Origin of the sequence: Mesorhizobium sp. ES1-3, assembly GCF_020164795.1 — a bacterium.
Taxonomy (GTDB): domain Bacteria; phylum Pseudomonadota; class Alphaproteobacteria; order Rhizobiales; family Rhizobiaceae; genus Mesorhizobium.
The window spans coordinates 1-18,296 of record NZ_JAIUGW010000020.1 but is presented as its reverse complement, the minus strand read 5'-3'; the positions used below and the strand labels follow the sequence as shown (position 1 = coordinate 18,296).

Genomic DNA, 18,296 nt, shown 5'->3' with positions numbered 1-18,296 from the left:
TGCGGCTTTCAGGGTCAACCCGGGCTCAGAAGGAAGGCCGCTTCAATCCGGCCGCAAGGTAGGCCGAAGCTAACGTATTGGCCATCAACATGGCAATGGTCATCGGCCCGACACCGCCGGGCACCGGGGTAATCGCGCCCGCCGCCTTGGCCGCTTCGGCATAGGCGACATCGCCGACGAGACGCGACTTGCCCTCGCCCTTCTCGGGGGCGGGAATGCGGTTGATGCCGACATCAATGACGGTGGCGCCGGACTTGACCCAATCGCCCCTGATCATCTCCGGCCTGCCGACGGCGGCGACAAGGATGTCGGCCGTGCGGGCAAGCGCCGGCAGGTCCTTGGTGCGGCTGTGGGCGATGGTGACGGTGCAGTTGGCGGCAAGCAGCAGGTTGGCCATCGGCTTGCCGACGATGTTGGAGCGGCCGACGACGACGGCGTTGAGGCCGGACAGGTCCTTGCCGCGCACGCGCTCGATCAGGAGCATCGAGCCGGCGGGCGTGCAGGGAACGAAGGCCGTGTCGAGTTCGCCGGTGCCGAGCTTGCCGACATTGATGAAATGGAAGCCGTCGACATCTTTCTGCGGCGCGATGGCCTGGATGATCTTGCCGGCATCGACATGGGCGGGCAGAGGAAGCTGGACCAGGATGCCATTGATGGCCGGGTCGGCGTTGAGCTCGGCGATGAGCTTGAGCAGTGCCGCCTCGGACGTCTCGGCCGGCAGCGTGTGCTGAAGCGAATGAAAGCCGCATTCCTTTGCGGTGCGGGATTTGGAGGCGACATAGACCTGGCTCGCCGGATCCTCGCCGACGATGACCACGGCCAGACCCGGCTTGGCCTTGCCCTTGGCGACCAGCTCGGCGGTCAGCGCCTTGACCATCCGCACCACGTCTTCGGCGACGCTCTTTCCGTCAATCACTTCGGCCATGAACCACCCTCAATTTCGTTCCGCCTGCCGCCTTCGGAAAAACACAATACAGCGGCGCCGGCGATCTGCAGCGCGGCATTGTCACGAAAATACAAGCCCGCAATCCCGTCAAAGCGCCTTCCCATGCCGTTTACGCGAAACCGGCACGGTTTTGTTCGGCCTCCGCAACCTATCTGGTAGCTCAGAAGTAGCGGCGGCGGGTGCGGCTTTCCGTGAGTTCGCGGACCGCTTCGCGAAATTCGCGCAGGCTGGCGCGAATCTCTTCGACCGATGATTGTTCGCCACCCTCCTCGACCGGAAGCGGCCGCGCATGCGGGGCGGCTGGATGGGCCAACGACTGCGTCGGAGCGGGTGGCGGCGGATACGGCATCTGCGCCGCATATGGCCCCGCCTCGGCTTGCATATAGGAATGGCCCGTCTGCGACCGAGGCTGCCCGGGATAGCCCAACGGCTGCGCATAGGGAGAGGACGGCAAGGGCGGAGCCGGATACGTTGGCTGTTGCGGCATCCGAGGCGAGCGTGAGGGCGACCCCATCTGCCGTCCATACCCGGCATCGGGGCCTGGCTGGAAAGGCGGCTGCGAATAATCCAGGCCGGCCGCCGGCCGAGGCCCGAAACCGGACTCCGGATAGCCAGGAAATGTCGGAGCATTGGCCGGCCGGCCGTTGTCGGCAAAGGCGGGTAAGGCGAACTCGCTGGAGATGTCGTCGTCGGCTTCGGCCGAGGATTTCCGGGACATGGCCTTGCGCAGTCTCGCCATGAGTGCGCCGATCCTCCCGGAGCTTTCGGCGGGAGCGGCCTCGTTCTGCGTGACCGGCGGCGGTGCTGGGGGCGGTGGTACGGGCGCTGCCGGCATTGGCGGCTCGGGCGGAGGCTCCGCTCGAAACGACTGCTCCTCAAGAGGCGCCCTGCGTTGATCTAGCTTGCGTTCGTCCACCTTGCGCTCGTTCAGCTTGCGCTCGCGGCGGGAGCGCGAGGTTGCCGTCTCGCGCAGGCTGTCATAGGTCCCGCGCAAGGCGCCGAGGCCAATACCGGCGGCAAGGCCAAGCAGAAGGCCGGCCAATGCCACCAGCGCCCGCGACGGTCCTGTTGCCTCGAGCGGAGGCTGAGCGGGGGTCATCACATTGATGTTGGCGGTGTTGATCTTTTCCTGTTCGCCGGTCTCCTTGGCGCGCAGCAGATATTGTTCGTAGACCGACCGCTTGGCGGTGGCATCCCGCTCCAGTTCCCGCAGGGCAACCAGGTCGCTGTTGACGTCGCCGCTTTGCACCTTGGCCTGAGCCAGTCGGGACGCAAGGTCCTGTTCGAGCTGGACAGCACGCTTGAGGTCGACCTGCAGCGAAGACGCGATGCGGCGCAGTTCAGCCGCTATGCGCTCGCGCGCGCCGGCAATCTGGGCGTCGAGAGCCTGGAGTTCGGGATGGCGCGGCCCCAGCCGAACCGCGGCACGATCGGCTTCCTGCTTCAGCGTCGCATATTGCGAGCGCAGATCGCTCATGGTGTTGGAGTTGATCTCTTCCGGCAAAGTGCCGGTCAGAATCGAATTGACGTCCACCGAACGCGCCGAGGCTGCGCGCGCATTCAGTTCCAGTGTGCGGGCCCGGGCGACGGAGAGCTGCTCGTTGAGCTTCAGCATCTGATCGTCGCTGATCAGATGGCCCTGCGCGTCGACAAGATCATGCGTGGCCCTGAAATCCTCAACTTTGCGCTCGGCCTCCTCGACGCTCTTGCGCAACCCGTCGAGCTTGGATGTCAGTTCGCTCGTCGCGCGTCCGGCCATGTCCGACTGGTACTTGGCCGTCATCTGCTGGAAGACGCTGGTCGTCGTGTTGGCGATGCGCGCCGATTTCGCGGCATCCTCGGTGGTGGCGCTGACGGCGACGGCAAAGGTCTTGCCTGCACGCTCCACTGACAACCGCTCGGCCAGATTGCCGACAGCCAACGCCTGGCGGCGGACCTCGTCGGCACCGACCGACCCGTCCTGGCGCAACAGAATCGAGCGTATGAGCGACATGACGCCGAGGCCGCCGGAGCCCTGACCATTGAACTCCGGATCGTTGACGAGATTGAGATCCTTGACGACCTGGTCGAGTACGGTCCCCGAGGTGAGCATCTTGATCCGGGTCTCGACGACAGCCAGCGCGGCATCGGGTTGCCCCACCGGCTGGGTGAGATCCCGATCCGAGAGCTTCAGGTCTCCCGGTTCGATGACCAATTCGGCGGTGGCTTCGTATTTCTTGGGCATCGACAGGGCGATGGCAATGCCGAGCCCGGCGCCCAGTATCGTGGTCGCAACGATCAGCAGCTTCGACCTGGCAACGCCGCGAACGACCAGCATCGGATCGATCAGCGGTTTCCATTGCTGGCTGTCCGCACCGCCATCGGAGGACGTATCGGCTCCGTTCGTGGCGCGGGATTCGATTGCATCATGAGCGCGACCCGTCCCTGAAGGTTCTTCCGGCGTCGGCCTTGCGCGCGACATGTCGGGTGGCAAATGGCCAGTGCCGGTTTCCCCCCGCGAACGCCAGGCGTCGTCGGCTTCAAACGGCGGCTCCTCGTCAGGCGGGGTCCGCGCAGCGTCACCGGCGGGCGGCGGGCTCGCCTTCGTCTCGCGCCGGGAACGGGCCAGACGATGTCGCGTGGCGGCATCCTCACGCCACGAGGGGTCCGCGCGGTCCCCTATCGACACAAGCGAAGCGTCGTCCTCGCCACGCACGGCCTGGCCAAGCGCCAGCAAGGAGCGCTCGCGCTTCCAGTCCTCACGGTTTTCCCTGTCGACCATTATCGTGGAGCTTTACTCTTGGCCGCTTGGAAGCGGCGGTCGGCCATTCGTTAAGCCACGCTAAACAGGCATAGGAAACAAAAGGTTAATTTCTGGAAGACGACGGCAGGAATTCACGCCATGGTTGCAAGAACTTTCAACACATCTGAAGGCTTCAAAACGGCACGTTAAACTTTCCGGCCTATGCATTTCCTTGACGTATGACTGAGGCCAGAGACATACCGCAAAGGCGGACCTTCGCGCGGATCGGCACCTTCATGGCCGAACGACGGGGGCTGGTGCGCGACTATTTTTCGGCGATCAGCGGTGCTGGCGGGCGACTGGTGTTTTCACTCGCCTATTTCATCGCGCTCGCCAATACGCTCTCGATCGCCGAATTCGGCATGTTCGCCACCGCCTCGGCGGCCGGTGTCATGCTGTCGCGGATTCTTGCCCTCGGTTTCATTTCGGCGCTCTATCGCACGGCCACCATCCGGCCCAATCTGATCGGCACCTTCACCGCCGGCTTCCTGGTGCTCGGCGCCGCCTCGCTGCCGCTTTTGGCCGCCGCCTCGTTCGGCGTCTACCTGATCTTCTTTGCCGGCACCGTGCCGCTGTCGGTATTCACGGCGATCGTCTTTGCCGAGGCGCTGCTGTGGCGGCCGGTGGAAGTGGCACTGATCGTCAACAACGGGCTGGGTAAATTCGGCCGAGCCGCGGTTCTTGCGATCCTGGCCACCGCATTGCGGGCACTTGGCGCGGTGTTGTTCATGTTTTCCGCACAGCACAGCATCTGGGTTTGGTCTTGGTTCTACATCGGCGCCAACGCAGCCTCGCTGCTTTTGGCTTTCGGCTGGTTTTATCCGCGTCAGCGGCTGCGGCTGCGCATCGAGCTCTATCTGCGGCGGCTCGCCGATTCCATCTATGTGGCCGGCGCGGAGGTGCTGTTCTACCTGCAGATGGAGTTCGACAAGCTGCTGGTGCTGGCGATCGGCGGACCGCATCTGGCCGGCATCTATGCCATCATCATGCGCCTTGTCGACTTGACGGCGATTCCCATCCGCACCTTCTCGATGATGCTCGTGCAGCGCATGATGCGCGCGCCCGAACTCCTCGCACGGCTGGCGGTCAAGAGCGGCATCGAGGGCGGTGTGTTCGCGGTCTCGACGCTGGCGCTGGCGGCGCTTGGCATCGTGCTGCATTTCTTCCCCAACGCGCTCGGCAGGAATGTCTCCGAGGCCGCCCCCCTGGTGGCGCTGGCGATCTGCGTACCTGGACTGCGCAATCTGGTCGAATACCAGGCCGAGCTTCTCTTCGCGCGCGGCCAGACGCTGGTGCGGGCGCTCAACCTCGGCCTGCTCGCCGCCCTCAAGGCACTGCTGCTGACCTATGTTCTGACCACCATTTCCGATACATCGAATCTGGTGGTGTCACTCAACATCGTCTTCCTGCTGCTCTATCTCGCGTCGATGCTGCTGACCTATTCGGCGCTGCGCAGGCCGGCGAAGGCAATCTAGAACAAGTCAGCGATCAAGCCCGATCAGGCGTCGGATGCGGCCGATGTCGGTGCCGATAAAGGACTGCATGCCGATCGCCACCTGCTCCGGCGCCATGCTGGCGACGAAGCGGCGGAACTCGTCGTCCGACAGCGCCTCCCCCGTCCAATGGACACGGCAGAATTCTTCCGAACCGTGGAAGTGGCCGGCTCCGTCCAGCAGATCATCGACATAGCGGCCGTAGATCATGCATTCGGAGAATTTGCGCGCCGAACCGATCACCTCGACCCAGTCGCGGCCATGGACCTTTTCGATTCGGCCGCACATGGCAAGCACCGTGTCACGGCGCCAGGCGATCAGCGTCGAGATATAATCATGGACCGATGTCCGGGACGGGTCGATGCCGAGTGTGGCGCCGGCATTGCGCGACCACACGCGATGATTGTCATGGCCGTCACCGGCGAGCACGCCATCGCGGCGGAACAAGCGCGCCCTGCCATCGCGCCAGAAGGCACCGCAATCGAACGCCTTCAGGAAAGCGACGTCGGAATCGCAGAAGACCAGCACGTCTTCGCTGGCGTGCGCCGATATGGCGATGCGGCGCAGTTGCTGCACATGCCAGCCGCGCAGCGGCTGGGTCTTCATGCTGAGCCAGACGCGGCGGCGAAACAGGCTGAGCGGATCGTCGAAGGCGCGCAGCCAGCCCGGCAGGAGATCCCGCTCATCGACGATCGAGCGGCGGCTGGTCCCCAATTGACGGAAGAGCGCGAGGTCGCGATGTTCGACCAGAATGTAGTGGTGCGCGGCACCCGAGACATGGCGGTCAAGCGTTTCACACAGCAGGCGGCAGCGCTCGAAGTCAGGGGCATAGCTTGCCGTCACAATCGCTGCCGTCGGCATCTTCGGCAACAGGCCCGGGCCGGCCAGCGGATCTGGGACGAAGCGCTTGTTCAACGAAACTCTCCGGGAGCATCTCCGATGGCCTCGGCGCCGCGCGACCATTTCTGCTTGACGACCCGCCACAGGAACAGGGGATTGCCGACCACGTAGCGGCGCCAGAGCCGGCCGGGCTCGATCGCCAGCCTGAAAAGCCACTCCAGCCTCAGGCGGCGCATCCATAGCGGCGCGCGCGGCACCGAGCCGCTCAGGAAATCGAGCAACGCGCCGACAGCGACCGGCAACGTGCAATGGCGTTCGTCGATGTGGCGTTCAATCCACAGCTCCTGGCGCGGCACCCCCATCGCGACGAGCAGCATGTCAGGCCGTAGTTTTGCAATCCGGCCAATGATCTCCGGCTCCTGCGCGGCGGAGAAATAGCCATCGTGAATGACCACGAAGTTGTGCTGCACCGCAAGCGCCGCCAGCTTCACCGACGCCGCCTCGGCGTTGACACGGGTCGCACCGAGCAGCCCCACGGTCAGCGGCCTCTTGGAAGCCTGCAGAAAGGCCGGCACGAAATCGGTGCCGTTGAGATTGTCGGGAAACGGCGCGCCGTAGAGAAGCTTCGCGGCGAGATCGACGCCGATGCCGTCTGGCAGGATGAGGAAATCGTCGAGCGCCTCGGCGAAGACCGGGTCGGTATAGGCGATGTTGGCATTGTGAGCGTTGAGGAAGCTGACCTTGGTGAAGCGCCGCTCGGCGATCAATCGGTTCAGCAGAGCAATTGCATCGTCCCAGCGGATCCCGAGCACCGGGATGCCGAGGATCATTTTCAGACTGTCGAGTCCGAACGCGGCGCGGGCGTGCATGTTCATGCAAACACCTCCTGCCTGACGGCCCCTATCTTTTCGAGACCTACACGAATCGCGACGTCGAGTGCCTTGACCTGCTGGCGATGGAAGGTGCTGCCATCGATATCGTGGATATTGGCCGCGGCAGCCTGCAGGGCTTGGGCGAAGCTGGCCGGATCGTCGGTGACCACGCAATTGGCAGGCCGGTGGTCGATGCCGCGCAATGAGCGGCTGGTGGCGACCGAGGGCAGGCCAAGCTCGAAGGTCTCGATGGTCTTCAACTGCACGCCGCTGCCTGCGGTGCTGATCAGCGGGATGACGGCCGCGCCACAGACGAAAGCCTGGGCATCCGGAACGCGGCCGACAAATTGGACGCCCGGATGCGTCGAGGTGACGCCGGAAGGCATGTGGCCCGCGATGCGGATTCGGAAACCAGGCGGCAGATGCGGCACCACCTTGCCCAGGAACCAGTCGAGGCCGATGCGGTTCGGCTGCCAGGTCCAGGTGCCGATCAGGGCCGCGTCGCAGTCGATCGGGCGCCGGCCTTTCCGGGCTGGCGCCGTGGCGCCGGTTACCAGCGGCAGCACCGCCGAGCGATCATCCGAGGCGACACCGAGTGCCACGCGATCCTCCTCGGCCAGCGCGAAGACAAAGCGCGCGCCGCGGCAGAGGCGCTCTTCGACCAGCTTGAGCAGCCTCGCCTCGCGCCGGAACAGCAGGCGCTGGAAAATGCCACCGACGGCAGCGGCGTTCTCCCGCGCCGAGAGATGCTCGACATTGTGCGCGACGAAGATCGAAGGCCGGTCTTCGAACAGCCTTTCGAAAGCGCCGGCGAACTGCACCGAATTCAGCACATAGCCATCGAACGGACCGGCTCGTTCGATAGCGGCCTGAACATCGTGGTCGGACACCGCACGCAACTTGACCGACGCGAAGGTGAGGCCCGAAACCATCGCCTTGCAGACCCAGGCGAGCTTCTGCAGCGGCGAAGCACTTTCGGTGCGCACGTCGATCGCACCAAGCACCACCGTATTTTCGGGATCTACCGCGGCTTTCCCGGGCCAGGTGAAGCCGATGACCGTCACGCGCGCGCCGGCGCGCCGCAAGGCGGCGATGATCGCGGCATTGGCGATCTCGTAACCCGAGGCGAGAGCACCGTCGGGCACGATCGATGTGGCGAACAGCAGATGCATCTCACTATCCTGTGGTGTAGCCGGTAGCAAAGCGCGGTGAACCCTTGATTAAACGAGCACGATCGACGCCCCAAAGCCCATGCGCGGCGGGCTTCTCCGTGCAAGGTGATTAACGAAACCTTATCATCGTGGTGCTATCAGAACGCGACTCACGGCGCGGCTGGATACGGATGATCCCTTTGCCATTGGACAGTTCGGTATCGATCGCGGGACGGTCTCCCAGGCTCAAGGTGGAGGCGGTCGAAGCGATCGTCACCTTGCCGACCTTCAAGCGACCCGAACAGGTGCTGGAGACGCTTGCATCGCTGCGCCAGCAGCAAACCGGCAGGTGCTTTGCCGTCATCGTCATGGAAAACGAGGCGGGGGCACGTGAAGGCGCCAAAGCGGTGCTGCCGCTGTTCGAGCGCGGCGAGATACCAGGCATGGTCGTCATCGCGCATGAACGCGGCAATTGCAGTGCCTATAATGCCGGCTGGCAGACGGCGATTCTGCATTTCCCGAACTTCAGGCACCTGCTGGTCATCGACGACGACGAGATCGCCGATGCGCAATGGCTGGAGCGGATGTGCCGCGCGGCAGAAACGCTCGGCGCCGATATCGTCGGCGGCCCGCAGGTGCCCGTCTTTGCCGATCCCACCCATGCGACATGGGCCGAGCATCCTGTTTTCGCGCCCCCCTACCGGGAGACGGGACGGGTGCCCGCGCTCTATTCGTCCGGCAATCTTCTGGTCGGGCGCCACGTGTTGACCGCGATGGGGCCGCCCTTCCTCGATCTCAGATTCAATTTCATGGGCGGCGGCGACGCCGATTTTCTCAGCCGGTCGGCACAACGGGGCTTCGTGTTGGGCTGGTGTGCAGAAGCCAAGGTGCGTGAGACCGTTCCGGCCCGGCGCCTCGAGACCGACTGGATCCGTGCCCGCAGCCTGCGCAACGGTGTCATCTCGACGCTGGTGGAAAAGAAGAAGCGCGCCGGCACCCCCTTCGCCGGTGCCAAGGTGTTCGCCAAGAGCCTGGCCTTGCTTGCCGCCTCGCCGCTTCGCGGCGTGATTCGGCTGGCGCGCACGGGATCGCCGGCGATCGCCATCTATCCCGTCCATGTGGCGCTCGGCCGTGTGCTGGCCGAATTCGGATATGCCAATGAGCAATACCGCCAGCCTGAGAAAAACTGAGCGCGCCCCGCTCAGCGCCGCGTTCACGCGCGGGGGCGTGGCGACCGCGATCGCCGCCCTGCTGTTCACCGTCATCATGGTGTCCTTCCGCCCGTTCCAGCCGGCCGGCGCCGAACTCTCCGGCGAAGGCGGCGACATCGTCAATCAGCTCGGCTTCGGTTCGCTCGGCGCGGTTTCGATCTTCTCGCTGATGGCCTTCGCCGATCCGCGTGTCGTGCGCTCGCTGCTCAGCCCTTCCTGGATACTGATGCTGGGCTTCTTCTTCCTGTCGGTGGTGCTGGCAACCGACCCGCCGTCGGCGATGCGCGCGGCGTCCTTCACCATGATCGGCATCCTGACGATGGCAACGATCCTGGCGCTGCCGCGCGACGCCGAGTCTTTCTCGAGGGTCATCATCTTCACCGCCGTCGTTGTGATGGGGCTGTCCTATCTCGGCCTCATCGTCTTTCCGCACGAGGCGATGCACACGGCCGACTCGCAGGAGCCCGAACATGCCGGCCTGTGGCGCGGCGTGTTCACCCACAAGAACATCGCCGGACCAATCATGGCCTGCTTCAGTTTCGCCGGCCTTTATCTCTATCGGCGCGGGCAACGCTGGTGGGGCGCGGGTATCTTCTGCGCGGCGATGATCTTCATGCTGCACACCGGCTCCAAGACCACCGCCGGGCTGGTGCCGTTCTCGATCCTGATCGTGATGTTTCCGAGCCTGATGGGCATGCGGCTCGGTACGCCGATCCTGTTTACGCTGGCGATCATCGCCACGGCGGTCGGCACGCTGGGCATCGTCTTCCTGACGCCGGTGAAGCACCTGGCGGCGATCTACTTCCCCGATCTGACCTATACCGGCCGCACGACGCTGTGGGAGTTCGCCGGCTCGATGCTGGCGAAGAAGCCGTGGACCGGCTACGGCTATGAGAGCTTCTGGGGCACGCCGCTGCTGCTCAACCAGGATCAGCCCTTCGATCGCCCGTGGGACATCAGGACCATCGTGCACGGTCATGACGGCTATCTCGACATCGCCGTGCTGATGGGCATCCCTGCTCTTTGCGTGGCGGTCTACACTTTCCTCATCGCACCGTTGCGCGACTACATGCGCATTCCGCTGCGCAAGGAGAACATCTATCTCGGTGATTTCTTCATGATGGTGGTGCTGTTCACCGCACTCAACGCATTCCTCGAGAGCTTCTTCTTCCATCGTGGCGATCCGGTCTGGCTGTTCTTCGTGCTTGGCGTGCTGGGCCTCAGGCAAGTGTCGCTGCGGCCGATCGCGGTGCGCATGCCCGTCCAGCGCTCCTGAGAGGGCTTTCCCACCGACCCGCGAGCGTCTATGTCATGGCCTTTCTCCTCGGAGGGCTCTCGATGACGATCAGGCTTGTTCTCGCCGGCTGCGGCAATATGGGTTACGCCATGCTCGCCGGCTGGCTGAAGTCCGGCAAGCTTGCACCGTCGACCGTTTTCGTGGTCGAGCCCAATGCCGATTTGCGCAATCGGGCCGCCGCGCTCGGCTGCGGCACGGCGGCGGAAGCCGGTGCCATTCCGGCGGATGCCGTACCTGAACTCGTCGTCATCGCCGTGAAGCCGCAGGTGATCCGTGACGTCACCGCCGCCTACAAGCGCTTCGGCGACGGCCGCACTACTTTCGTCAGCATTGCCGCCGGCACGCCCTCCGCCACCTTCGAGGAAATCCTCGGCAACCGCGCGCCTATCGTGCGCTGCATGCCCAACACGCCCGCGGCGATCGGCAAGGGCATGATGGTGGTGTTTTCCAATCCCCTGGTTTCCGACGACGCCAAGCGCTTCGTCGCCGACCTCTTGTCGGCCAGCGGCGAAGTGGCCACCATCGATGACGAGAGCCTGATGGATGCGGTGACCGCCGTGTCCGGATCGGGTCCGGCCTACATCTTCCATTTCATCGAGGCGCTGACCGTGGCTGCCGAAAAGGCCGGCTTGCCAACGGCAACCGCCAGGCTGCTCGCCATGCAGACCGTCTACGGCGCCGCATCGCTCGCCGCCGAAAGCCGCGAGGACCCAGGTGTGCTGCGTCAGCAGGTGACCAGCCCCAACGGCACGACGGCAGCCGCGCTTGGCGTGCTGATGGGTGAAGACCGGCTGACCAACCTGCTCACGCAAGCAGTGGAAGCGGCGCGGCTAAGGTCGATCGAACTAGGGAAGTAGAGCGGACATCTCGCTAGGCGAGATCCGTGTGCGAAAAGTCGTTGCCTTTGTAGAGCAACGCGGAGCCGTGGCTCTTTGCGCAAGCGTAGGACAGGCAATCGGCAAGATTGAGCTGCGCGGGATGCCCACGTCCCTTTCCATAATCCGAAAACGCCTGGATCGCCAGTTTGGCATCGCCGGCGTCGATCGGCACAATTTCGATTTCGGCCTCGCTCAGCAGCGCCTCTATCGCCATTTCCGCGACCACCGGTTCGACAGCAAGCATCGTAGAAAGCCGCATCGACGCTTCGAGCACAACCAGCGCGGACGTAATCTTGTGAGGTGCAGCCGCCATCCGATCGCTCCACTCGCCGGCATCCCCTTCTCCCGAAAGAATTGCGACGATTACGGAGGTGTCAACGAACATCAGGGATGTCCCCACATGTCGTCGATTTCATCCTTGCTCACAGGTCGGCCGCCGGGGCCGGCCTTGGCTTTAAGTTCATCCGCGATGGCAGCCAGCCGCTTCGCCAGGGGGATGTGTCCGCTTTCCCGTTTCAATTCAGACTCAAGCGCTTCGATAACCGCTTCGGTCATCGAAATCTTGCGTTTGGCGGCCAACCGCTGTGCCAGTTCGCGTGCACGCGGGTCTCTGATCTGGAGGTTCATTGGTCGATCCTCAGCGACATTGCCATTACAATATAGTGCATTTGTCATGACCGCGCCACGAGCACTATTTTCCGTACAGCATCTCATCCTGTAGCCGGCGCAGCGCGAACAGCCTGGTCGTCTGGTCGGGCGCCGCATTGTCGGCGGTCAGCAACTCGCCTTTCCTGACCAGTTTCAGCACCTTGCCACCCTCGAGCAGGCCGACCGGGACGGCGCGCCGGGTGCGAGCCTCTTCGACAGTCATCGTCCAGGAACGGTAGCAGGTTTCGCCGATCGCATCGAAGGTCTCGCCGGCGGCGAGATCCCGCTTGGCGACGGCGCAGACCTCAGCGACCGGCTTCGGCAGCGGCACCATGTCGGGCTTGCCGAACAGCACGATGCGGGCCGCTGTCAGCGGCACTTCCAGCGACGTCAGATGGTAGGGCCGGAACAGGCTGTAATAAGGGCCGTGGCCGATATGCAGGTCGTCCATGCGCTCGATGATGCGCGGATGCGTCGCCTCGACGATGACGAAGACACCAGGCGCCACACCCTTGCCGACGGTGTAGTCGACGACGCCCTTCTTCAGCAGGAGGCCACCATCCTCGCGCGGGATCAGCACCTTGACGAGGTCGTCGCGGTCGGCCTTGGGACCATGCATGCCCGGCACGTCGGGCACCAGCCCGGTGGCGTTGGCGATGGCGCACATCTCGACCATGGTCTTGGAGCCGTCGACGAACTCGACTAGCATCCGCGGGTTCATGTTGCGGCGGATCGCTTCGTCGCGATAGTCGTCGGGCACGGCATCATGGTTGAGCGGATTGTTCTTGCCCTTGCCGGCCGAGACGATGGTCAGGCCGAGTGCGGACGCGAACTCGATCAGCTCCATGCAGCTCGACGGCTCATCGCCGGCGCCGACCGAATAGACGACGCCAAGCCGGTCGGCCTGCTGTTTGAGATAGCACCCGATGGTGACGTCGGCCTCGACATTCATCATCACCAGATGCTTGCCGTGCTCCATCGCCATCAGATCGAAGTCGGCGGCGACGCCAGGTTTTCCCGTGGCGTCGATGACGACGTCGATCCGTGGATTGGTGACCAGCATCTCATTGGAGGTGATGGCGATCCTCCCGCCCTCGATGGCACCGGTGACTTTCGACGCGGTGTCGGCTTCGACCGCCATCGCCTCGTCGCCATAGGCGATGCGGATGGCGTCACGCGCGGTGTGCGGACGACGGGTCGAGACGGCGCAGACCGCGATGCCCGGCATCAGCATACCTTGCGTGACGAGGTCGGTGCCCATTTCGCCGGAGCCGATGACACCGACGCGCACCGGGCGGCCCTCGGCGGCGCGTCTGGCGAGATCGCGGGCAAGTCCCGTCAAGGCGACATTGGTCATGCAGGGGATGTCCACAGATTCTTGATTTGGGGCTGGATTAGCAGGGACGGTTCCCCTGTGCCAACGAAACCGGCCGCGACCGGCGATTTCCAACGGAATCGCCAGGAAGAAAGCGCGTTCGCCGCAAATTATTGGCCCAAAGGGTTGCCAATTGACATTGTCGTGACGGCTTCAGACCACCCTGACGTAGCTCGTCATGCCTGATTTCTGGTGCTCGATGATGTGGCAGTGCAGTAGCCAGTCGCCGGGATTGTCGGCGACGAAGCCCAGGCTCACCTTTTCATTGGGTTGGATGAGATAAGTGTCCGAAATCAGCGGCTGCACCGGACGCGTCGAGGACGACAGCACCTTGAAGCTCATGCCGTGCAAATGCATCGGATGCGATTGCGGCGTTAGGTTCTCCATGTCGATGATGTAGCTCTTGCCGAGCTTCAATTCGGCCAAAGGCGCTGTCGGATCGGGCGTATCGCCCGGCCATGGCACTTTGTTGATCGCCCAGAAACTGTAGCCGAGCGAGCCGCAGATGCTGTCGCTCGGGACGTTCTCCGCCGTGGCGCTCAGCGCCAGCGAAATATGCTGGGCGGCGGTGAGATCGACCTCGGCCACCGGATTGGCCTCCAGCGGTGCAAGATCGCGACTATCCCGCTCGAGCGAGTTGCCCGTCGCGCGCAGCGTCGCGAGCACCTTGGGCTTGGTGCCCCTGACGTCCCGCAGGCTGACGATCGCGCCCTCTTCATCGGGCATGCGGATGACGAGTTCCATGCGTTGCCCCGGCCCCAGCAATAGGGCATCGGGTGCAAAACGATGCGGCACCGGGTTGCCGTCCAGCGCGATGACATCAGCTTCGGCGCCGTCGACGCGAAAGGCGTAGATTCGGGTGACATCGGTGATTGCAACGCGCAGCCGCACCAGCCCGCCGGCCGGCGCGTCATATTGCGGCTGATCGAGCCAGTTCGCGGTGCGCACCGTGCCGTAGGTGCCGGTCCTGGCGGCATCGCGCGGCCGGAACTGGTCGATGAACTGAGCGTCGTCGCCAAGGCGCCAGTCGCGCAGATTGAGGACAAATTCGGCGTCGAATTTCGGATCGTTCGGGTTTTCGACCACGATCACGCCGGTCAGGCCGTGCCCCATCTGCTCCAGCGTGTTGCAATGCGGGTGGTACCAGAAGGTGCCCGCGTCGGGCGGCGTGAAGGCATAGTCGAAATGGTCACCGGTGTAGACATAGGGCTGCACCAGGAAGGGCACGCCATCCATCTTGTTCGGCAGGCGAATGCCATGCCAGTGGATGGTCGTCGGATCATCGATGGCGTTGACGAGGCGCGCGGCGAAGGGCTCACCCTTTTTCATCCTGATGACCGGAGGCATTCCGGCGTTGCCGTAGGTCAGCACATCCCTGGTCTGGCCGAGATCCATGAGCTTCGCCCGGATTTTCGCCGTCTGCAGAACCACCGGCTCAGGCGTGGCCGCGGCCCAGCCGCCAAGCCTGCTCATCGCGGCAAGCCCAACCCCGCTCGCGCCGGCGCTGGCGGCGGTTTTCAAAAGCCTGCGGCGTGTGATCATGTTGCGCTCCAACGGAAAAGCTGACTGCCATTCGCATCTTTTACCGTCAATAGCCGGACTGGCATCCGTTTGCCAACGACACCGGTCAGGGCGTCGGCTTCTCGCGTGCCAGTGAACGGATGCCTTCGAGCTTTATTTGAAGCTGGCGATGGGCAGGAATTTCACCGCGGAGCCGGTGAAGCGGCGGTGATCGGACGCCTGTCGCCGTGGCTGGAATCCATCGAGATAGACCTGCTCCGGCGCCGTGCGGATGAAATTGGCGGCAATGATGGTTGCCGCTTTCGACCCGGCTCCGCCGGTGATGCGGCGACCCGTCTCGAGCGGCACGATGACGGCGCTGGCTTCGGGATCGAGACGCCGCTGGACACGGTCGGCCTTGGGGCTGGTCCTGACACGATCTTCGGGCTTCGATGCGGGGAGTGCAACCCGCTGGCCGGCCAGCGGATCGAGACCATCGTCGGCGTGACGCATGGCCAGCAAGGCACCGATTGCATCGGCGGGTTTGGCCGCCTCCGGCCGACGCGCCGGCCCCGTCTGGTCTTCCGGCCGCCATGTCGGGACCGGGATGTTTAGCGCTACTATGTCCGGACCAGCAATCGGGGGAGCGGCACCGGCCTTGCTCAAGGGAATCTCGGTGTTGGTTGCCGCCGGCAGTTCGGCCTGCGTCATAGACCCGGCGCGCGGCGCGAAGGCCGGCAACGGCACTGCGCTGGGCGCCATCGCCATGACGATCGCTTCAGACGTCTTGCCGCCCTGTCCAGCCGGCGATTCCTCGGCCTGATCGACGGAAGCGATCTGGATATCCGTGCGTCGGGCTGCCTCCGGCGCCACGATGGCGATGCCCTGTCCGGCCTGTTTGAGTTCAACTGGCTTGGCCGGCTTGCGTGGCGCAGGCACGGCTTGCGCGGCATCATCCGCTTCGTCCGCGCCGCGCCCACCCAACAGCGACGCCAGCAGGCCGCGAGCCGGCTTGGGCTGGCCGCCGACGGCGCTTGCAAGTTCGATGTTGGGCGTGCCGGCGGCCTTGCGGGATTTGTAGGCGGCAAACGCCTGCTCGTAGCCAGGCAGCGGCTTGCCGTCGCTCGGCACATGCAGCGTATTGCCGTCCGGGAAGACCCTGGCCAGTTCCTGGCGGCTGATGCCCGGCCAATGCCGCACATTGCCGACATCCATGTGGATGAAGGGCGAACCGGAGGTCGGGTAATAGCCGACGCCGCCGCCCTGCATCTTGAGGCCGATGTCGCGCAGCTTCTTCAGCGGCACATCCGGCAGGAAGAAGTCCATGGCGCGGCCGACCATGTGCTGGCTTTCCCGGGCCACTCCTTTCGAGCGGCCGCGCAGCATCGCGTTGGTTGCCGGCGAGCGATAGGCGCTGACCACGTGGATATAGGCTGTCGAGCCGCTGGCGCGGTAAGCCTGCCAGACAAGGTCGAGCAGGCGCGGATCCATCCTGGTTGGCTCGTTGCGGCGCCAGTCGCGCAGCATGAAATTGATCTTCTTCAACCCCGTCTGATCGTAGCGCCCGTTGCGCTTGAAGACGATCTCGGCCTTCTCGCCGGTATGGAGATGCTGAATTCGCAGAGCGCGCGTTTCGGCGAACGCATCGGTGATGCACATGCAGAAGAAAGCGACCACGAAGGCCGGCAACCGGGTCCACCAGCGGAAACCGCCGGGCGCGCTCTGTTGGCTTTCAATCACACTCATGCCTTGCACATCGTTCCTGTTTCGGGCGATTCAACGTCCTCGCCGGATGCGGAGCCTTCTTTTCAGCACTCTCCTTCGCGCCGGCTTGACAAGGCGCACAGTCAGCCATCCCACAACACGTCATGTCGAAGAACAGCATCTTGGTTAACGAATCGTGTCATGCGGGGAACGCGTTTCGGCTGGAGATTGCCGAACGCCCGCCTTTGGGCGAAGCCACGTTGTCTTTCGGCTGAACGCGCCAACGGCAGATGCTATCGGACTGTTGCTGACACCGAGACGACTCCGCTAACGTTGAAGTAGGTCAGCCTCGTAGCAGATTTGTCCGCCTTTGCCTCTGGCACAGCTTGCGTTAGCATAGGTACAGATTAGCTATGCCTGACGAATCGAATTTCGCTGAGAACTGGGCCGAGCACCTGCTGTGGTCTTCGCTGTTGCTTATCGTGCTGACACGCGGCGCCGGCGCCTTCTCGTTAGACTGCATTGCCGACCGGATTCTCGGCCGGGGCAAGTAACAACCCCAACGATGCGCGGATATTTCTAGCACTTCGAGGGACAGTAGCGGGGAACGCAATCGCTACTGGAAGCCGGCTTTCGAGCAGCGCCATTTTGAACGCTGGTCCTCTCCTGTCCCATTTCAGCACTAAGGTGCTGGTATCGTTCTTGCACATGACACATTGCCGGTTGATCCCGGCCCTGGTCGCATAATCCGATCAGGTTGTAGGCTCGCCGGGCCAGATGGCGGGGTCTCCGCCCGGCGAGTTCTACCCATATCAGCCGTGCCATTGACAGCGGCTGCTGCCCGACAGGCTGTCGAGGTGTGTTCGACTGACCGTCGGCCTGACCGGCTTGGGCCCTTGTTGAGGCAAGCCGGCGTGTCGAAGCGGCTGGATGCCGGGATCGTCAAAGTGCTGTTTTGCCAGCCGCGCCGCGACGCTGGGACCTTGACCGCAAGATAGCGTTTCACCAGCCATCCGCAGACATCAGATCAGCGGGGTGAACGGGCGGCCCAGCGGCGTGGGTGCTAGGGGGACTGGCAGCGTCAGGCCGCTGGGCCTAACCGGCGGGGCTTTGAGGAGCGGGCGGCACGCCGGCTGATTTAGAAATATATGGTCCAGCTAATATAATGGGAACACATCAATACGAACGAAGGAACCGGTAAAAGGTGGAGCATAGGCCGGTGGCGAAGTGTGTCACGAGCGTGTTCGAGAACGGGCGTTCTGCAAAGCCGATGTGCCTTGGATTGGGTCAATATGTCTGGCTCCGCTGACATCTCCGCACAGCAGGTCAACTCGGCACGTTACATTGCGCGTTGATCTCCCGGGCTCCGTGCCCCGACGAACCGGTCGCCATCAGCGCTGCAGCTATCACGGGGCTCGTCGCAATCTGGTCGACGATCCTGCTATTAATAGCGGCCGTCCCGAAAAAGCAGGTATCGATTGCGTCCGGCCGCGAGATTCATGCCCTCTTGTTACGACTTTTGGGTCGTGTCCCATCAAGTGGTGTAGCTGGCGGTTACGAAGCCGCTCGCGAGCGCGCCGTTAGTAGCGCTGTAGCGAG

The 18,296-nt window shown here is 63.8% G+C and carries 15 protein-coding genes; 5 read left to right on the top strand and 10 right to left on the bottom strand.

Annotated elements, in window-relative coordinates; all coding sequences use genetic code 11:
- Positions 1-25: 25 nt before the first annotated feature.
- Together folD and LB536_RS23065 are read right to left on the bottom strand one after the other, a co-directional pair.
- On the bottom strand, positions 26-925 hold the full coding sequence (gene folD, locus LB536_RS23070; RefSeq protein WP_224596661.1) for a bifunctional methylenetetrahydrofolate dehydrogenase/methenyltetrahydrofolate cyclohydrolase FolD: 900 nt from the start codon (positions 923-925) through the stop codon (positions 26-28).
- 181 nt (positions 926-1,106) lie between these two features.
- Positions 1,107-3,707, bottom strand: coding sequence for a GNVR domain-containing protein (locus LB536_RS23065; protein ID WP_224596659.1), 2,601 nt, complete (start codon positions 3,705-3,707; stop codon positions 1,107-1,109).
- 200 nt (positions 3,708-3,907) lie between these two features.
- Here LB536_RS23065 and LB536_RS23060 point away from each other — a divergent pair, with 200 nt between their 5' ends.
- A complete protein-coding gene (locus LB536_RS23060) occupies positions 3,908-5,203 on the top strand; it encodes a lipopolysaccharide biosynthesis protein (protein ID WP_140812917.1) in 1,296 nt (431 codons plus the stop codon).
- Positions 5,204-5,209: 6 nt separating this feature from the next.
- Here the strand turns inward: LB536_RS23060 and LB536_RS23055 are convergent, their stop codons facing one another.
- The 3 genes from LB536_RS23055 to LB536_RS23045 are packed head-to-tail and all read right to left on the bottom strand — an operon-like array spanning position 5,210 to position 8,105.
- Entirely contained in the window at positions 5,210-6,136 is a 927-nt protein-coding gene (locus tag LB536_RS23055; protein ID WP_224596656.1) for a DUF6492 family protein, read from the bottom strand.
- Complete coding sequence (locus LB536_RS23050) at positions 6,133-6,936, bottom strand: WecB/TagA/CpsF family glycosyltransferase (protein WP_224596654.1); 804 nt, start codon at positions 6,934-6,936, stop codon at positions 6,133-6,135. The genes LB536_RS23055 and LB536_RS23050 overlap by 4 nt, the downstream gene beginning before the upstream one ends.
- The gene (locus tag LB536_RS23045; RefSeq protein WP_224596650.1) at positions 6,933-8,105 is read right to left on the bottom strand and encodes a glycosyltransferase family 4 protein; all 1,173 of its coding nucleotides are present in this window, start codon (positions 8,103-8,105) and stop codon (positions 6,933-6,935) included. Before LB536_RS23045 ends, LB536_RS23050 begins: the two co-directional genes overlap by 4 nt.
- Before the next feature lie 170 nt (positions 8,106-8,275).
- Between LB536_RS23045 and LB536_RS23040 the strand changes: the two genes are divergently transcribed.
- The 3 genes from LB536_RS23040 (at position 8,276) to proC (ending at position 11,449) form a co-directional block, all read left to right on the top strand.
- The gene (locus LB536_RS23040; RefSeq protein WP_224596647.1) at positions 8,276-9,274 is read left to right on the top strand and encodes a glycosyltransferase family 2 protein; all 999 of its coding nucleotides are present in this window, start codon (positions 8,276-8,278) and stop codon (positions 9,272-9,274) included.
- Positions 9,243-10,571, top strand: coding sequence for an O-antigen ligase family protein (locus LB536_RS23035; protein WP_224596643.1), 1,329 nt, complete (start codon positions 9,243-9,245; stop codon positions 10,569-10,571). Before LB536_RS23040 ends, LB536_RS23035 begins: the two co-directional genes overlap by 32 nt.
- A gap of 62 nt (positions 10,572-10,633) precedes the next feature.
- Positions 10,634-11,449, top strand: coding sequence for a pyrroline-5-carboxylate reductase (gene proC / locus LB536_RS23030; RefSeq protein ID WP_224596641.1), 816 nt, complete (start codon positions 10,634-10,636; stop codon positions 11,447-11,449).
- A gap of 13 nt (positions 11,450-11,462) precedes the next feature.
- Here proC and LB536_RS23025 read toward each other — a convergent pair whose 3' ends face one another.
- The 5 genes from LB536_RS23025 to LB536_RS23005 form a co-directional block, all read right to left on the bottom strand.
- The gene (locus LB536_RS23025) at positions 11,463-11,855 is read right to left on the bottom strand and encodes a type II toxin-antitoxin system VapC family toxin (RefSeq protein WP_140758924.1); all 393 of its coding nucleotides are present in this window, start codon (positions 11,853-11,855) and stop codon (positions 11,463-11,465) included.
- Entirely contained in the window at positions 11,855-12,097 is a 243-nt protein-coding gene (locus tag LB536_RS23020; protein WP_140758923.1) for a type II toxin-antitoxin system VapB family antitoxin, read from the bottom strand. The genes LB536_RS23025 and LB536_RS23020 overlap by 1 nt, the downstream gene beginning before the upstream one ends.
- 64 nt (positions 12,098-12,161) lie before the next feature.
- Positions 12,162-13,475 (bottom strand): NAD(P)H-dependent oxidoreductase, encoded by a 1,314-nt coding sequence (locus LB536_RS23015; RefSeq protein WP_224596637.1) that lies wholly within the window; start codon positions 13,473-13,475, stop codon positions 12,162-12,164.
- A 171-nt stretch (positions 13,476-13,646) separates the two neighbouring features.
- Positions 13,647-15,035 (bottom strand): multicopper oxidase family protein, encoded by a 1,389-nt coding sequence (locus LB536_RS23010; RefSeq protein WP_224596634.1) that lies wholly within the window; start codon positions 15,033-15,035, stop codon positions 13,647-13,649.
- Between the two features lie 132 nt (positions 15,036-15,167).
- Positions 15,168-16,739, bottom strand: coding sequence for a DUF882 domain-containing protein (locus tag LB536_RS23005; RefSeq protein ID WP_224596631.1), 1,572 nt, complete (start codon positions 16,737-16,739; stop codon positions 15,168-15,170).
- Between the two features lie 371 nt (positions 16,740-17,110).
- Between LB536_RS23005 and LB536_RS23000 the strand changes: the two genes are divergently transcribed.
- Entirely contained in the window at positions 17,111-17,251 is a 141-nt protein-coding gene (locus LB536_RS23000; RefSeq protein ID WP_181178609.1) for a hypothetical protein, read from the top strand.
- The last annotated feature ends 1,045 nt before the right edge of the window (positions 17,252-18,296 follow it).

Coding starts and splice junctions, on each gene's coding strand:
- folD (WP_224596661.1), bottom strand. CDS start 925: ATGGCCGAAGTGATTGACGGAAAGAGCGTCGCCGAAGACGTGGTGCGG.
- LB536_RS23065 (WP_224596659.1), bottom strand. CDS start 3,707: ATGGTCGACAGGGAAAACCGTGAGGACTGGAAGCGCGAGCGCTCCTTG.
- LB536_RS23060 (WP_140812917.1), top strand. CDS start 3,908: ATGACTGAGGCCAGAGACATACCGCAAAGGCGGACCTTCGCGCGGATC.
- LB536_RS23050 (WP_224596654.1), bottom strand. CDS start 6,936: ATGAACATGCACGCCCGCGCCGCGTTCGGACTCGACAGTCTGAAAATG.
- LB536_RS23045 (WP_224596650.1), bottom strand. CDS start 8,105: ATGCATCTGCTGTTCGCCACATCGATCGTGCCCGACGGTGCTCTCGCC.
- LB536_RS23040 (WP_224596647.1), top strand. CDS start 8,276: ATGATCCCTTTGCCATTGGACAGTTCGGTATCGATCGCGGGACGGTCT.
- LB536_RS23035 (WP_224596643.1), top strand. CDS start 9,243: ATGAGCAATACCGCCAGCCTGAGAAAAACTGAGCGCGCCCCGCTCAGC.
- proC (WP_224596641.1), top strand. CDS start 10,634: ATGACGATCAGGCTTGTTCTCGCCGGCTGCGGCAATATGGGTTACGCC.
- LB536_RS23025 (WP_140758924.1), bottom strand. CDS start 11,855: ATGTTCGTTGACACCTCCGTAATCGTCGCAATTCTTTCGGGAGAAGGG.
- LB536_RS23020 (WP_140758923.1), bottom strand. CDS start 12,097: ATGAACCTCCAGATCAGAGACCCGCGTGCACGCGAACTGGCACAGCGG.
- LB536_RS23015 (WP_224596637.1), bottom strand. CDS start 13,475: ATGACCAATGTCGCCTTGACGGGACTTGCCCGCGATCTCGCCAGACGC.
- LB536_RS23010 (WP_224596634.1), bottom strand. CDS start 15,035: ATGATCACACGCCGCAGGCTTTTGAAAACCGCCGCCAGCGCCGGCGCG.
- LB536_RS23005 (WP_224596631.1), bottom strand. CDS start 16,739: ATGAGTGTGATTGAAAGCCAACAGAGCGCGCCCGGCGGTTTCCGCTGG.
- LB536_RS23000 (WP_181178609.1), top strand. CDS start 17,111: ATGCCTGACGAATCGAATTTCGCTGAGAACTGGGCCGAGCACCTGCTG.